This window comes from Chromobacterium sp. Panama (assembly GCF_003052555.1).
Lineage (GTDB): Bacteria > Pseudomonadota > Gammaproteobacteria > Burkholderiales > Chromobacteriaceae > Chromobacterium.
Genome location: NZ_QARX01000001.1, coordinates 2,823,991 through 2,836,709 on the forward strand (window position 1 = coordinate 2,823,991; position 12,719 = coordinate 2,836,709).

Below are 12,719 nucleotides of genomic sequence, written 5' to 3' on the forward strand. Positions count from 1 at the left end.
AGCGGCGGCGGCTTCGCCGGCGCGGTTTTCCAGGCATTAAGGACAGTCCGCGTCCCTGCCCCGCGTCAGCAGCCGCAGCAGCCGCTCGCCGGCCTCGGCCAGTTCGCCGTCGTTGCGCAGCACCGCCGCGTCCGGTGGCGGCGTCAGCGCGGCGGCCTCCTCCAGCCGCTGGGCGACGCGCTCGGCCGATTCCCGGCCGCGGCCGGCCAGCCGCGCCGCCAGCGCCGCCGGGCTGGCGACGACCCACACCGGCCGCAGGCCGGGAAAACGCCGCGCCGCCAGCGGCAGCGCCGAGCGCGAGCCGTTGACCACCACGTCCAGCCCCTGTTCCAGCCACAGCGCCACTTCCATGCCCAGGCCATAGGCCAGACCATGCCGCCGCCAGCTCAGGGCGAAGCAGCCGCTGCGCTCGCGCTGTTCAAACTCCTCCCGGCTCAAGGCCACGTGGTTCTCGCCGCCGGCGTCGGCCGGCCGGGTGATGTAGCGGTGGGCGAACACCAGCCGGCCGGAGGCCGGCAGCCGCGCCCGCGCATAAGCCAGCAGGCTGTCCTTGCCGGCGCCGGACGGGCCGATTACATACCACAGCGCGCCGGGCTCAGGCTTCATAGCGCGCCACCTGTCCGTCAAAGCCGCAATGCGCGAGGTAGCGGAAAACCTCGCCCGCCGCCGGCTCGACAAACACCGCCACGCCGTCCACCCGCGCGCGGGAGAAGGCGGCGAAATGCCGGCGCGCCGCCTGTTCCAGCGCCCGCCCCGTCGCGCTGTCCAGCCTCAGCCGGCCGCTCAGCGTCAGGTGAAAGCGGTAGTGTTCGAATACATAGGGATAGCCCCAGCGCAAGCTTAGCTGCTCCTGGCGCGGGTCCAGCCCGGCGCGCGTTTTCCGCGGCGATTCGCGATCGGCCAAGGGCTCCAGCTCCACCACGCAGGCGGCGGCCAGTTCCACCAGATCCGGCGGCGGCGCCGGCGGCCGCAGCGCCAGAAAATCCGCCAGCCAGGCCACCTCCAGCGCCAGCTCGAAGGGCTGGAAACGGCGAGCCAAGGCCGCGGTCCGCGCCAGCAGCGCCGCCTCGTCCGCGCCGGCGCGCAAGGCGAACGGCGCTTTCAGCGTGGCGTGCCATCCGTAACGGGCCGGCGCCGCGGTCAGCTCCGCCCAGACTTCGGCGTCCAGGCCCGGCGCGTGCGGCGGCAACACTTGCAGGCCGCTGTGCGCGTCCTGGCCCAGCCAGCCGCTGCCGGCGCGCCAGAAGGCGCTGTCCGGCCGCGGCGCGTAATACAGCGCGTAACGCATCAGGCCTCCTCCATCACCAGTTGCACCAGATCGCCGTTGAAACAGGTGATCCCGTATTGCACCGGCCGCCCCTGCGGGTCCACGTTCAAGGACTTCACATGCAGCACCGGCCGGTTCTTGGGCAGCCCCAGATAGTCCACCGTCTCGCTGTCCGGCAGCCGCGCGCTGACGCGGGTGAAGCGCCGGGTGTAATCGTCTACGCCGAAATGCGCCAGCGCGCGCGTCACCGAGCGCTCTCGCCGGTAAATCTCCGGCAGGCCGGGAAAGCGCGCCGCCGGAAAGAACAAGATCGCCCAGTCCACCACCCGCAACGCCACCCGGCTCAGGGTCTTGATCCGCAGCAGCGGCTCGCCCACCGCCACTTGCAGCAAATCGGCCAGTTCGGCATTGGCCGGCACCGTGTCGCTGGCCAAGACGTCGATGTCCGAGTTCAGGTTCTGGCTGGCCATGTTCTGGGAAAAACGGGTGCGCTTGCTGATCGCGTAGTCAATCGCATTGTTCTGGACGAAGGTGCCGCGCCCCTGCTCCACCCGCAGCAGGCCGCGCTCCACCAGCGTGGCCACCGCGCGCCGTATGGTGTGGCGGTTGACGCGAAAGCGCTGGGCCAGTTGCAGCTCGGTGGCCAATTGCTCGCCGGCGCGGATCGCGCCGCTGGCGATCTCCTCCGCCAGGCTGTTTTCTATCTGCCGCCAGACGGCGACCCCGGAACCGCGTTCAATCATCGTTCACGCCCTCTCGTTCCCATGGCGGCCAAGGTCTAGCCCCGCCACCCAATCGTCACAAAACCTTCATCGCCGCATGCTGTTTGCGCCTTATCGCCGGCCATTATCATGGATACGTCTATACGTTTATATGAATTTTTGTTGAAACCGCACAGGGGAATACCCGATATGGAAACCTCGACCCGACAAGACTGGCTCAGCGTGCTGGCCCACACCCCGCCGCCGCGGCTGCGCCGGCTGCTGGGCCCGCAATTGCCGCCGGCGCCGCAAGTGGAATGGCTGCGCCGCGCCGAAACCGGCCTTGTCATGCTGCAGGGCCGCGCCGGCGGCGGCGGCGCCCGCTTCAATCTGGGCGAAGCCAGCGTCAGCCGCGCCAGTTGCCGGATCAACGGCCGCCTGGGCCACGGCTGGGCGCTGGGCAGCAACGGCGAACACGCCGAATTGATCGCCCAGGCCGACGCGCTGCTGCAAGACCCGGCGCGACGGGACGGTTTGCTCGCGCAATGGATAACGCCCTTGCGCGCCGAACGCGCCGCGCGCCGCGAACAGGCGGCGCGCGAAGCCGCCGCCAGCAAGGTGGAATTCTTCACCCTGGTCAGGGGGGAATGAGATGAATGAAATGCGCGCCGCCTTCTCCGACCCGGTTCACGACAGTCAGCGCTGCTTCCGCGCCGCGCTGGCCGCGCTGGCCGAACCCCTGCTGCCGCAAACGCTGCCGGCGCTGCCGGCCGAGCTGCCCGGCCTGATGCCGGCCACCGCCGCCCTGCTCTATGCCCTGCTGGACCAGGACGTCAGCGTCTGGCTGCCGCCGCTGCCGGCGGACACCCTGGCCAGCCTGCGCTTCCACACCGGCCTGCGCCTGGCCGCCGCGCTGGAACAGGCCGACTTCGTGGTGCTGCCGCTGGGCGCGCCGCCGCCGCCGCTGGCCGCGCTCAAGGCCGGCGAGCCCGAATACCCGGACCGCTCCGCCACCGTGCTGCTGGAAACCGCCGGCTTCAACGCCGAACAGGTGGAAGCCGACGGCCCGGGCTTCGCCGCGCCGCGCCGTTTCGGCGTGAACGGCGCGCCGGACGGTTTCTGGCGGCAATGGCGGGACAATCACGCCCGTTTTCCGCTGGGCGTGGACATTTTTCTGATCTGCGGCGAGCGCGTGGCCGGCCTGCCGCGCAGCACCCGCGTCAAGGAGGGTTGAGATGTACGTAGCCGTCAAAGGCGGAGAAACCGCCATCGCCCGCTCCTGGGACTTGCTGGCCGCCAAGCGCCGCGGCGACGCGGCGACGCCGGAACTGAGCCTCGCCCAGATCCGCGGCCAATTGCGGCTGGCGCTGGCCAGGACGATGCAGGAAGGTTCGCTATACGACGAGGAGCTGGCGGCGCTGGCGCTGAAACAGGCGGCCGGCGACTGCGTGGAGGCGGCCTTCCTGCTGCGCGCCTTCCGCACCACCCTGCCGCGCTTCGCCGCCAGCCGGCCGCTGGACACCGCGGCGATGCGGGTGCGCCGCCGCGTGTCCGGCACCTTCAAGGACGTGCCCGGCGGCCAGGTGCTGGGCCCCACCGCTGACTACACCCAGCGGCTGCTGGACTTCGGCCTGGCCCAGGCCGGCGAGCCGCCGCTGCCGACGCTGGCGGACGCGCCGCTGCCGGAACGGCTGCCCTGCGTGCTGGACACCCTGGCCCAGGAAGGGCTGATCGAGCCGGAAACGCCGCCGCCGGGCGATCCGGAACCGGCCGACCTGACCCGCGAGCCGCTGCTGTTCCCGGCCGGCCGCGCCGCCCGGCTGCAAAACCTGGCGCGCGGCGACGAGGGCTGGCTGCTGGGCCTGGCCTACTCCACCCAGCGCGGCTACGCCGAAAGCCACCCCTTCGCCGGCGAAATCCGCATGGGCGAAGTCAGCGTCGTGGTTTGCCCGGAAGAACTGGGCTTCGACGTCGACATCGGCGAAATCACCCTGACCGAATGCCAGATGATCAACCAGTTCGCCGGCAGCCGCAGCGCGCCGCCGCAGTTCACCCGCGGCTACGGCCTGAGCTTCGGCGAGGCCGAACGCAAGGCGATGGCGATGGCCCTGGTGGACCGCAGCCTGCGCGCCGCCGAGCTGGGCGAAACGGCGCACGCGCCGGCGCAGCAGCCGGAATTCGCGCTGTGCCACAGCGACAACGTCGAAGCCTCCGGCTTCGTCCAGCATCTCAAGCTGCCGCACTACGTCGACTTCCAGGCCGAGCTGTCGCTGATACGCCAGCTGCGCCGCGAACACGCCGCCAAGGAGACACAAGCATGAGCACCGCCGCGCCATGGGCGTACAACTTCGGCTTCCTCGACGAAAACACCAAGCGCATGCTGCGCCGCGCCCTGCTCAAGGCCGTGGCCGTGCCCGGCTATCAAGTGCCCTTCGGCGGCCGCGAAATGCCGCTGCCCTACGGCTGGGGCACCGGCGGCATCCAGGTGACGGCCAGCGTGATCGGCCGCGACGACGTGCTCAAGGTCATAGACCAGGGCGCGGACGACACCACCAACGCGGTCAATATCCGCCGCTTCTTCGCCCGCGTCGCCGGCGTGGCCACCACCACCCGCAGCGCCGAAGCCAGCCTGATCCAGACCCGGCACCGCATCCCGGAAACCCCGCTGCGCGCCGGCCAGGTGCTGGTGTTCCAGGTGCCGGAACCGGAACCGTTGCGCACGCTGGAGGCCAGCGAGCAGGAAACCCGCAAGCTGCACGCCCACCAGGATTACGGCCTGATGCACGTCAAGCTGTACGAGGACATCGCCCGCTACGGCCACATCGCCGCCAGCTACGACTACCCGGTGCTGGTCAACGGCCGCTACCTGGCTTCGCCCTCGCCCATCCCCAAATTCGACAACCCCAAGCTGCACCTGAGTCCGGCGCTGCTGCTGTTCGGCGCCGGCCGCGAAAAAAGGCTGTACGCGATCCCGCCGCACACCCGGGTGGAAAGCCTGGCCTTCGACGACCATCCGTTCCAGGTGCAGCGCTGGGAACAGGCCTGCGCGCTGTGCGGCGCCGGCGACAGCTATCTGGACGAAATCATCACCGACGACGCCGGCGCGCGCCAATACGTCTGCTCCGACAGCGACCACTGCCGGCAGCGCCGCGACACACAGGAAAGCCCGCAATGAACCCGCCCCTACTCAGCGTCCGCGGCCTCGGCAAGGACTACGGCAACGGCAACGGCTGCTTCGGCGTCGATTTCGATCTCCACGCCGGCGAAGTGCTGTGCGTGGTCGGCGAATCCGGCTCCGGCAAATCCACGCTGCTGGCCGCGCTGGCCGGCAAGCTGGCCGCCGACGCCGGCAACGCGCGCTTTCGCGAACGCGACGGCCGCGAGCACGAACTCACCGCCATCGCCGAATCCGAGCGCCGCCGGCTGGCGCGCAGCGAATGGGGCTTCGTGTCCCAGCACGCCCGCGACGGCCTGCGCATGAACGTCTCCGCCGGCGCCAATATCGGCGAGCGGCTGATGGCGCTGGGCCAGCGCCATTACGGCCGGCTGCGCCAGACCGCCGGCGACTGGCTGGAACGGGTGGAAATCGGCCGCTCGCGGCTGGACGATCCGCCCAGCGCCTTCTCCGGCGGCATGCAGCAGCGGCTGCAGATCGCCCGCAGCCTGGCCACCCATCCGCGGCTGGTCTTCATGGACGAACCCACCGGCGGCCAGGACGTCTCGGTGCAGGCCCGCTTCCTGGACCTGACCCGAAGACTGGTGCGCGACAGCGGCATCGCCGTCATCATGGTCACCCACGACCTGGCCGTGGCCCGTCTGCTGGCGCAACGCACGCTGGTGATGCAAGGCGGCCGCGTGGTGGAAGCCGGCCTCACCGATCAAATCCTGGACGATCCGCAGCATCCGTACACCCAGCTGCTGGTATCCTCCATCCTGCAGGCCTGAAGCCATGAAGCTATTGATAGACGCAAGGCAAGTGAGCAAGACTTTCACCCTGCACCAACAAGGCGGCCTGACGCTGCCGGTGCTCGACGAGGTCTCCCTGCAGGCCGCCGCCGGCGAATGCGTGGCGCTGGCCGGCCCTTCCGGCGCCGGCAAGAGCACGCTGCTCAAGGCGCTGTACGCCAATTACCTGGTGGAGCGCGGCAGCATACGCATCCGCCACCGCGACGCCTGGCTGGACATGGCCGCCGCCTTGCCGCACGAGATCGCAGACGCCCGCCGCCACACCCTGGGCTACGTCAGCCAGTTCCTGCGCGCCATCCCGCGGGTGCCGGCGCTGGACATCGTCGCCGAGCCGCTGCGCGAATGGGGCGTGGACGCCAACGCGGCGCGGCGCGAGGCCGGCGCTTTGCTCGCGCGGCTGAACATACCGGAACGGCTGTGGCGGCTGCCGCCGGCCACTTTTTCCGGCGGCGAACAGCAGCGGGTCAATATCGCGCGCGGCATGATCGCGCCGCGGCCCATCCTGCTGCTGGACGAGCCCACCGCCTCGCTGGACGCCGCCAACCGCGCGGTGGTGATTGAACTGATGCGCGAAGCGCTTGCGCGCGGCGCGGCGCTAGTGGGCATCTTCCACGACGAACCCACCCGCGACGCCGTCGCCGACCGCGTGTTTGAAGTCCCGCTGGCAAACAAACCGGAACACCTAGCATGAAACGGATATTGAACAATGCCCGGCTGATCCTGGCCGACGGCGTCGTCGAACGCGGCGCGCTGGAAATAGACAACGGCGTGATCGCCGCCGTCCATGCCCAAGCACTGAGCGCCCCCCCGCCCCACAGCGAAGATCTGGACGGCGACGACCTGCTGCCCGGCCTGGTGGAAGTGCACACCGACAATCTGGAAAAACACCTGATGCCGCGCAACGGCGTGCTGTGGCCGACGCTGCCGGCCGTGGTCACCCACGACGCGCAATGCGTGGCCGCCGGCATCACCACCGTGCTGGACGCGCTGTCGGTGGGCGATCTGGAAGGCGACAGCGTGCGGCTGGACACCCTGCAAAGCGCCTTCGAGGCGATAGACGCCGGCATGCGCCGCCGCGTGTTCCGCGCCGAGCACCTGTTCCACCTGCGTTGCGAACTGGCCTATCCCACGCTGCTGGACGCGCTGTCCCCCTTGATCGGCCATCCGGCGGTGCGTCTGGTGTCGCTGATGGACCACACCCCCGGCCAGCGCCAATACCGCGACCTGGCGCAGTACAAAAAGTACTACGCCAAGAAAAATGTCAGCTGGAACGACGACACCTTCCTCGCCGCGGTGGAGCAACGCAAGCTCAAGCAAGACCGCTACGCCGAAAGCCACCGCCAGGCGGTGGTGGAACTGGCGCGCGCGCGCGGCATCGCCCTGGCCAGCCACGACGACACCGAGCTCAGCCATATCGACGAGGCGGTGCGCGACGGCGTGGCCATGTCCGAATTCCCCACCACCCTGACCGCCGCGCGCGGCGCGCGCGAACAGGGGCTGATGACGGTGATGGGCGCGCCCAACATCGTGCGCGGCGGCTCCCACTCCGGCAATGTCGCCGCCCTGGAACTGGCCGGCCACGGCCTGCTGGACATCCTGTCCTCGGACTACGTGCCGGCCAGCCTCTTGCACGCCGCCTACCTGCTGGGCCGCCAGCCGGGCTGGGACCCAAGCCGCGCCGTCGCCACCGTCACGCGCAACCCGGCCCGGGCGGTGGGATTGGCGGACCGCGGCGCCATCGCCGTCGGCCAGCGCGCGGACCTGGTCCAGGCGCGCGAGCGGGACGGCATTCCGCTGGTGCGCCAAGTGTGGAGCGCCGGCCTGCGCGTATTCTGAAAACGGCGTCCACGCCAAAAGGGCCGCGTTATCGCAACGCGGCCCCATTTCATTTCCATCCGACAATCCCCATTTCGCCCGCTCCGGCGGGGCGAGGAGAAGCCCGCGCCTGACTTTGCTGCCACAAACCAGGCGCAGGCGCTCACTCGCGCCGCAAGGGCGCATTCAAAGCCTTCTCCTTGCCAATATGCAAGAGCAGCATCAAAACGCCTATGCCCAGCGCCTTCATCCCGCACCAGAACAAAGCGATGCTAAATACGCGACAACATACAAAACCGATCAGCGACACAATTGATTTCCCAATCCAAAAATAAACGCCACTACTGACCAATAATCAAATGGAAAACGCTTCCGACTTCACCGCCCAATAAATATCCAAACGCTCCTTGCGCGTCAGATATACCTTGCCGCCCACGCCGCCGCCTTTCAGGGCGACGCTGCATATTCTCAAAGCGCGATAGAGTCCAGGCACCACCGCGCCCATGGCGGAGGTTTTTCTAATCAGGTTTTCGATATAAACCGTCAAACTCTCCAAATCCTGCCGCCAAATCATCTCCCGCTCTTGGGCCAAGCCTTCCAATACTTTTTCATTTCCCGCCATTAACACGGCCACTGCCTCCAAAAAACATCAGCGGCCAGCTTAACCCTATTGATACTAAATGTCTTTATCCAAACCAGTACAATTTATTATCAGCCATTAGAAATGATTATCGTTTTGGCCGCCGCCCCAGGTCCGATATCGGCCCGAACAGGGCCAACAACGGCCGCAGCAATCATTATCATTCCTTACCACCCCTGGCAAAAAGCTTAATTCTCAAGGCTTGCGCCCCCGCTCATCCAAACTGCATGCTATGATCTCCGCTCTGTTCCGTGGGCGCGAAATCCGCTTTCGACTGCCTAAATGTATTGAATAACAACACACATCATTCAGCATGCAATATAAAAACAAAGACCACGCCAACGCCGGCAATCCTTTAATGGAGCAACTCGCCAACAGCGCCAAACTCTCCGCGCTGATCCTATGTCTGGATCAGGCGCAATTGCTGAGCGAGCAATTGTTAAACGAACTTAACAGCAGAGATAAAAGAATTAATGCGATAGAGCAGGAGCTGCTGCGAGCGCAACAAGAAATCACACAGCTTAAATCCACGCATTAAGCCAAAAGCGCCGCTGGTTTTAACAAGCGGCCGCAGCCATTTGCCAGAGCCGTCAATTCCACTCAGTCCTCAATAGCAAGCGACAGGCCATCTTATTGGCGGCTCCCTTATCCCGGTTTTTCATGCGCGCTTCGCGCCGGGCTCGCCTCGGCGGGCGTTTCGGCACCGTTCCGGCGCCGGCGCGCTGTAATCGCGTCGCTACAATTCCGTAGTCATCGCCGGCCGCTCCGGCCTTTCGCCAAATCCATGGTTTTCGTTGCGGGCCGGCCACGCCGAATACGCCGGATTCCCCGACGCCGCCATCCCGGCGGCAATGCCCTACAGGCCTGAGTTCCAGCGGACTTCGCCGTCCGCTCGCGCATGCGGTCCGCGCGGCGAACGCGGCCATCCTCTTGAAAAGAAGCGGATTCTGTTGGAAAATATTTGACGTCAAATCAAGAGCGCGCCCGGCGCTCTTGTCATTTCCGCTTACCTTTCGGCTCCCCCGCAACATCACTTGGCAAGGCCAGCTTGGCAGTTGGGTATTGCTACCTATAATCGATTTAGAGCAAATTACCTATGGGGTAATTTAAAATATCGCCGAACCCGTCCTGGCCGTAATATCAAATGCCGCAAGGCATTTCCAATACCGGCCGCGGCGTGGGAAGAAAGATTATAAAAATGAGATTCCATATTGAAGACAAAGTCGTCTTCGACCCTGACGAAGGCAGCCTGCTGCCCGGGGATCAAGACAAGATCATCCTGAAATACAATGAAGCGCTGCTGCTCAAGCTCTTGCTCTCCGGACTGTTCGAAAAAAACGAGCTGATTGAAAACGTATGGGGGAAAACCATCGTCACCGACTCCAGCTACCACAAGCTGGTATTCGATCTGCGCGCACAGCTTGAGAAAAGCGGGCTGGATCCCAAGATCATCAAGACCATTCCGAGGCGCGGCTGCCAATTCGTCGGCGCCTTCGCCACGCTGGAGCCGCGGGAGGACGCCGACGGCGCCCTGCCCGCGCCGGAAAGCCTCCCGTCCGCGGCCGGAGCCGCGCCGGCGCCCAAGCGGCGCATGGCGCGCTGGCGGCTGCCGGCCCGCGTCGATCGCCGCCAGGCGCTGGCCCTGCTGGCCGTCACGGCCGCGGGCCTGCTCTTGGGCTGGCACGCCTCTTGGTGGATTCCGCAAATGAACATTCATAAAATGCGCGACGGCGCGCGCAGCCTGTTCGTGGTGGGCAATGTCTACCGCGACGCGCCCAAGCTGCCGGAAAGCGGCGGCGACGCCTTCTACATCAAGAGCGGCAAATGCACGGCGAGTTATCTGTGCGACAAGAAATACGGGAGCGATCTCAATTGCAAAAACAAAATCGTGTTCTGATCGCTCTCGGACTGTTTCTGATCGCGCTCTATCTGGGCTATGCCGGCCACAACTACATCATGGACAGCCGCACCATCTGCACCGCCCGCATCTCCGAGCTCAAATTTCCGCGCAATAGCGGCGAGACGGCGATCACCAGCGGCTTCATCGATCTGGACATGAAGAACGAGACCATCCACTTCTTCCTGCATTCGCCCACCGGCGACTACATCAACCGCCTGCTGCAGTTCAACACCAGCTACGGCTGGAACGGCGAGGCCAACGCGGTCACCATCGTTAAAAAGACCAAGTCGCCGTCCGAGTACGGCAGCCTGGCCAGCGAATACCATATCTTCGACATCGGCACCCGCCACCTGATCAATATGGTGCCGGTCACCAACCATGTCACCCAGGTCAATTTCGACTCGATCAGCTTCTTCTGCGAAAACCAGGAAATCCTGTGAGTCCGGCCCGGCGCGTCCACGCCGCCGGGCCTTGAGCCGGGCTCTCAGAACCTGTTTACGATCTCCGAGCCTGTTCAAAGTCTCGCGAGCAAGAGCGAGACAAGGCGAAAACGAGCGAAAAAGCGGAATGTACACGTGGTACATGAGCATTTTGAGCTTGTTTTTAACGCCGTATCGCTGAAGCGCAGCAGACATTGAACAGGTTCTCAGAAATACGCCATCGCGTAAGTCATCACCCCCACCAGGCTGCAAAAGATCAGGCTGTGCTTGAGGGTGAAGCGGAACAGGTCCGCCTCCTTGCCCACCAGGCCCACCGCCGCGCAGGCCACGGCGATGGACTGCGGCGAAATCATCTTGCCGGTCACGCCGCCGGTGGTGTTGGCCGCCACCAGTAGAATGTCCGACACGCCCAACTGATGCGCGGTGGACGCCTGCAAGGCCGAGAACAAGGCATTGGACGAGGTGTCGGAACCGGTCAGGAACACCCCCAGCCAGCCCAGGAAGGGCGAGAAAAAGGGAAAGGCCTTGCCGGTATTGGCCAGGCACAAGGCCAGCGTGCTGGACATGCCGGAATAATTGGCGACGAAGGCGAAGGCCAGCACCATGCCGATGGACAGGATGGGCCGCTTCAGTTCCAGCAGGGTCTCGCCGAAGGCGGCGGCGGCCTGCGCCGGACGGAAGCGCAGCAGCGCGATGGACAGCAAGGCCGCGACGAAAATGGCGGTGCCCACGGCGGACAGCAAGTCCAGCTTGTACAAGGCCTCGTAGGGTTTGTCCGCGGCCACGATGGGCGCGGTCTTGATCACCAGATTGTCCAGGTAGGGCACATGAAACTTCAGCACCCAGTGCTCCAGCGCGCCGCCCTTGGCGAACAAGGCCTTGAACGGTTTCAGGCTCCACAGCGTCACCAGCGCGGTCAGGATCAGGAACGGCCCCCAGGCGCGGGCGATCCGGCCCAGGCCGAAGCCGGATGGCTGGCGCGGGCTGGGCGCGCGCCGGCCGGCGAAGGTGAAGATCTCGCGCGGCTGCCACACTTTCAGGAACAGCGTCAGACACACCAGGCTGACCAGGGCCGAAGTGATGTCCGGCAGCTCCGGCCCGATGTAGTTGGAAGTGAAATACTGGGTAACGGCGAAGGAGCCGCCGGCCACCAGCACCGCCGGCCAGGTCTGACGCACGCCCTTGAGGCCGTCCATCATCATCACCAGCCAGAACGGCACCAGCACCGACAGAAACGGCAGTTGGTGGCCGGCCTTGGCGCCGATGGCGAAGGGGTCCAGCCCGGTGACCTGACCGGCGACGATGATGGGAATGCCCATGGCGCCGAAAGCCACCGGCGCGGTATTGGCGATCAGGCACAGGCCGGCCGCGTACAGCGGATTGAAGCCCAGGCCCACCAGCAGCGCGGCGGTGATGGCCACCGGCGCGCCGAAGCCGGCGGCGCCCTCCAGGAAGGCGCCGAAGGAGAAGCCCACCAGCAGCATCTGCAGGCGCTGATCCTCGGTCACCGACAACACCGAGGCGCGGATGATGTCGAATTGACCGGTCTTGACGGTGATCTTGTACAGAAACACCGCGGCGATGATGATCCAGGCGATGGGCCACAGGCCGTAGGCGAAGCCGAAACCGGCGGCAGCCAGCGCCATGTCCGCCGGCATGCCGTAGAACAACGTGGCCACCAGCAGCGCCAGCAGCACGGTCAGGCTGCCGGCGACATGGCCCTTGAGCCGGAACACCGCCAGCGCCAGGAAAAAGAAAATAATCGGCAAGGCCGCCAGCAGCGCCGACAGCGCCATGCCGCCGGACGGAAAGTAGTTTTGGGTCCAGATCATGATGTCTCCTCTGTAGTCTCTCCTTCTTCTTGCGCGCACAAACATCCGCGCGGCGGCGGACCAGCCGCGGCCGTGTGGACGGAATGCGTTCAGGGAAGGATGTTTACGGGCGTTTCAACTCGGAGCCAGCCATCCTCCCGGACGGCGGCGCCAACGAT

16 protein-coding genes are annotated in these 12,719 nt (G+C 65.9%); 10 read left to right on the forward strand and 6 right to left on the reverse strand.

Translation table 11 applies throughout. The features are described 5' to 3' along the window. Nucleotides 1-36: 36 nt before the first annotated feature. From phnN to phnF, 3 genes are read right to left on the reverse strand one after another with little or no spacing between them, the layout of a single operon-like run. The gene (gene phnN, locus DB032_RS12705) at nucleotides 37-606 is read right to left on the reverse strand and encodes a phosphonate metabolism protein/1,5-bisphosphokinase (PRPP-forming) PhnN (RefSeq protein WP_107799820.1); all 570 of its coding nucleotides are present in this window, start codon (nucleotides 604-606) and stop codon (nucleotides 37-39) included. After that, nucleotides 596-1,288, reverse strand: coding sequence for a DUF1045 domain-containing protein (locus tag DB032_RS12710; RefSeq protein WP_107799821.1), 693 nt, complete (start codon nucleotides 1,286-1,288; stop codon nucleotides 596-598). Before DB032_RS12710 ends, phnN begins: the two co-directional genes overlap by 11 nt. Beyond that, the gene (phnF, locus tag DB032_RS12715; RefSeq protein WP_107799822.1) at nucleotides 1,288-2,010 is read right to left on the reverse strand and encodes a phosphonate metabolism transcriptional regulator PhnF; all 723 of its coding nucleotides are present in this window, start codon (nucleotides 2,008-2,010) and stop codon (nucleotides 1,288-1,290) included. The genes DB032_RS12710 and phnF overlap by 1 nt, the downstream gene beginning before the upstream one ends. 168 nt (nucleotides 2,011-2,178) lie before the next feature. Here phnF and phnG point away from each other — a divergent pair, with 168 nt between their 5' ends. From phnG to DB032_RS12750, 7 genes are read left to right on the forward strand one after another with little or no spacing between them, the layout of a single operon-like run. Beyond that, entirely contained in the window at nucleotides 2,179-2,619 is a 441-nt protein-coding gene (gene phnG, locus DB032_RS12720; protein ID WP_107799823.1) for a phosphonate C-P lyase system protein PhnG, read from the forward strand. Between the two features lies 1 nt (nucleotide 2,620). Next, complete coding sequence (phnH, locus tag DB032_RS12725; protein WP_107799824.1) at nucleotides 2,621-3,202, forward strand: phosphonate C-P lyase system protein PhnH; 582 nt, start codon at nucleotides 2,621-2,623, stop codon at nucleotides 3,200-3,202. A 1-nt stretch (nucleotide 3,203) separates the two neighbouring features. Continuing rightward, nucleotides 3,204-4,289, forward strand: coding sequence for a carbon-phosphorus lyase complex subunit PhnI (locus DB032_RS12730; RefSeq protein WP_107799825.1), 1,086 nt, complete (start codon nucleotides 3,204-3,206; stop codon nucleotides 4,287-4,289). Further along, nucleotides 4,286-5,143: an alpha-D-ribose 1-methylphosphonate 5-phosphate C-P-lyase PhnJ gene (locus DB032_RS12735; protein ID WP_107799826.1), complete on the forward strand. Its 858-nt coding sequence runs from the start codon at nucleotides 4,286-4,288 to the stop codon at nucleotides 5,141-5,143. Before DB032_RS12730 ends, DB032_RS12735 begins: the two co-directional genes overlap by 4 nt. Further along, on the forward strand, nucleotides 5,140-5,913 hold the full coding sequence (gene phnK, locus DB032_RS12740) for a phosphonate C-P lyase system protein PhnK (RefSeq protein WP_107799827.1): 774 nt from the start codon (nucleotides 5,140-5,142) through the stop codon (nucleotides 5,911-5,913). The genes DB032_RS12735 and phnK overlap by 4 nt, the downstream gene beginning before the upstream one ends. 4 nt (nucleotides 5,914-5,917) lie before the next feature. Then, nucleotides 5,918-6,625: a phosphonate C-P lyase system protein PhnL gene (gene phnL, locus DB032_RS12745; protein WP_107799828.1), complete on the forward strand. Its 708-nt coding sequence runs from the start codon at nucleotides 5,918-5,920 to the stop codon at nucleotides 6,623-6,625. Continuing rightward, the gene (locus DB032_RS12750; RefSeq protein ID WP_107799829.1) at nucleotides 6,622-7,770 is read left to right on the forward strand and encodes an alpha-D-ribose 1-methylphosphonate 5-triphosphate diphosphatase; all 1,149 of its coding nucleotides are present in this window, start codon (nucleotides 6,622-6,624) and stop codon (nucleotides 7,768-7,770) included. The genes phnL and DB032_RS12750 overlap by 4 nt, the downstream gene beginning before the upstream one ends. Nucleotides 7,771-7,912: 142 nt before the next feature. Here the strand turns inward: DB032_RS12750 and DB032_RS24155 are convergent, their stop codons facing one another. Beyond that, nucleotides 7,913-8,059, reverse strand: a complete 147-nt coding sequence (locus tag DB032_RS24155; RefSeq protein ID WP_157222177.1) for a hypothetical protein — start codon at nucleotides 8,057-8,059, stop codon at nucleotides 7,913-7,915. Nucleotides 8,060-8,104: 45 nt separating this feature from the next. Continuing rightward, entirely contained in the window at nucleotides 8,105-8,371 is a 267-nt protein-coding gene (locus tag DB032_RS12755; protein ID WP_146176662.1) for a hypothetical protein, read from the reverse strand. 331 nt (nucleotides 8,372-8,702) lie between these two features. On the opposite strand from DB032_RS12755, the gene DB032_RS12760 reads away from it, so the two are divergent. The 3 genes from DB032_RS12760 (at nucleotide 8,703) to DB032_RS12770 (ending at nucleotide 10,729) form a co-directional block, all read left to right on the forward strand. Next, complete coding sequence (locus DB032_RS12760) at nucleotides 8,703-8,927, forward strand: hypothetical protein (protein WP_107799831.1); 225 nt, start codon at nucleotides 8,703-8,705, stop codon at nucleotides 8,925-8,927. A 660-nt stretch (nucleotides 8,928-9,587) separates the two neighbouring features. Continuing rightward, nucleotides 9,588-10,286 carry a winged helix-turn-helix domain-containing protein gene (locus DB032_RS12765; RefSeq protein ID WP_158274301.1) on the forward strand — a complete coding sequence of 233 codons (699 nt, stop codon included), beginning with the start codon at nucleotides 9,588-9,590 and terminating at the stop codon, nucleotides 10,284-10,286. Next, complete coding sequence (locus DB032_RS12770; RefSeq protein WP_107799833.1) at nucleotides 10,262-10,729, forward strand: hypothetical protein; 468 nt, start codon at nucleotides 10,262-10,264, stop codon at nucleotides 10,727-10,729. Before DB032_RS12765 ends, DB032_RS12770 begins: the two co-directional genes overlap by 25 nt. Before the next feature lie 206 nt (nucleotides 10,730-10,935). Here DB032_RS12770 and DB032_RS12775 read toward each other — a convergent pair whose 3' ends face one another. After that, nucleotides 10,936-12,564: a lactate permease LctP family transporter gene (locus tag DB032_RS12775; RefSeq protein WP_107801842.1), complete on the reverse strand. Its 1,629-nt coding sequence runs from the start codon at nucleotides 12,562-12,564 to the stop codon at nucleotides 10,936-10,938. Nucleotides 12,565-12,719 lie beyond the last annotated feature (155 nt).

What these genes read in the sequence shown, in the direction of transcription:
- phnN (WP_107799820.1), bottom strand. Translation starts at nt 606, where the DNA reads ATGAAGCCTGAGCCCGGCGCGCTGTGGTATGTAATCGGCCCGTCCGGC.
- DB032_RS12710 (WP_107799821.1), bottom strand. Translation starts at nt 1,288, where the DNA reads ATGCGTTACGCGCTGTATTACGCGCCGCGGCCGGACAGCGCCTTCTGG.
- phnF (WP_107799822.1), bottom strand. Translation starts at nt 2,010, where the DNA reads ATGATTGAACGCGGTTCCGGGGTCGCCGTCTGGCGGCAGATAGAAAAC.
- phnG (WP_107799823.1), top strand. Translation starts at nt 2,179, where the DNA reads ATGGAAACCTCGACCCGACAAGACTGGCTCAGCGTGCTGGCCCACACC.
- phnH (WP_107799824.1), top strand. Translation starts at nt 2,621, where the DNA reads ATGAATGAAATGCGCGCCGCCTTCTCCGACCCGGTTCACGACAGTCAG.
- DB032_RS12730 (WP_107799825.1), top strand. Translation starts at nt 3,204, where the DNA reads ATGTACGTAGCCGTCAAAGGCGGAGAAACCGCCATCGCCCGCTCCTGG.
- DB032_RS12735 (WP_107799826.1), top strand. Translation starts at nt 4,286, where the DNA reads ATGAGCACCGCCGCGCCATGGGCGTACAACTTCGGCTTCCTCGACGAA.
- phnK (WP_107799827.1), top strand. Translation starts at nt 5,140, where the DNA reads ATGAACCCGCCCCTACTCAGCGTCCGCGGCCTCGGCAAGGACTACGGC.
- phnL (WP_107799828.1), top strand. Translation starts at nt 5,918, where the DNA reads ATGAAGCTATTGATAGACGCAAGGCAAGTGAGCAAGACTTTCACCCTG.
- DB032_RS12750 (WP_107799829.1), top strand. Translation starts at nt 6,622, where the DNA reads ATGAAACGGATATTGAACAATGCCCGGCTGATCCTGGCCGACGGCGTC.
- DB032_RS12755 (WP_146176662.1), bottom strand. Translation starts at nt 8,371, where the DNA reads ATGGCGGGAAATGAAAAAGTATTGGAAGGCTTGGCCCAAGAGCGGGAG.
- DB032_RS12760 (WP_107799831.1), top strand. Translation starts at nt 8,703, where the DNA reads ATGCAATATAAAAACAAAGACCACGCCAACGCCGGCAATCCTTTAATG.
- DB032_RS12765 (WP_158274301.1), top strand. Translation starts at nt 9,588, where the DNA reads ATGAGATTCCATATTGAAGACAAAGTCGTCTTCGACCCTGACGAAGGC.